Origin of the sequence: Duganella vulcania (genome assembly GCF_009857655.1) — a bacterium.
Classification (GTDB): domain Bacteria; phylum Pseudomonadota; class Gammaproteobacteria; order Burkholderiales; family Burkholderiaceae_D; genus Rugamonas; species Rugamonas vulcania.
In genome coordinates this window covers 1-407 of sequence record NZ_WWCX01000306.1, presented here as the reverse complement: position 1 = coordinate 407, position 407 = coordinate 1, and the positions used below count along the sequence as shown (strand labels likewise).

The 407-nt window shown below is 75.4% G+C and carries 1 protein-coding gene; it reads right to left on the bottom strand.

Annotated features, from left to right (window positions below):
- A partial coding sequence (locus tag GTP90_RS36125) for a uroporphyrinogen-III synthase (RefSeq protein WP_254452202.1) occupies positions 1-405 on the bottom strand: 405 nt, incomplete at its 3' end.
- Between the last annotated feature and the right edge of the window lie 2 nt (positions 406-407).

Sequence of the window (407 nt, the reverse complement as noted above, 5' to 3'; positions counted from 1 at the left end):
CCCGCTCTCGCCGCGCACGATCAGCACCGGCTGGCCGCGCAGCGCCGCCAGGTCCAGCGTTTGCAGCAGGTGTTCGGAGTCGCTGTGGGCGCTGTCGGCCGGGCTGACGATGTCGGCCGTGTCGGGCGTGACGCCGTGCGCGGCCAGCGCGGCGCGGCTGCCCTCCCCCAGCACCGCCAGCTTGACGCCGGCCGGCCACTGTTGAATGTGCGCGAAGGCGGCGTCGATGGCGTTGGGCGAGACGAAGGCCACCAGTTGATAGCCCGGCTGCGGCGCGCACAGCCGCGCCAGCGCGGCCAGCAGCGCGGCCGGCTCGGGCAAGGGTTCGATTTCCAGCAGCGGCAGCAGTTCCACCCGGCGGCCCAGCGCGGCGATGCGCGCCGCCAGCGGCCGGGCTTGCGCCAGCG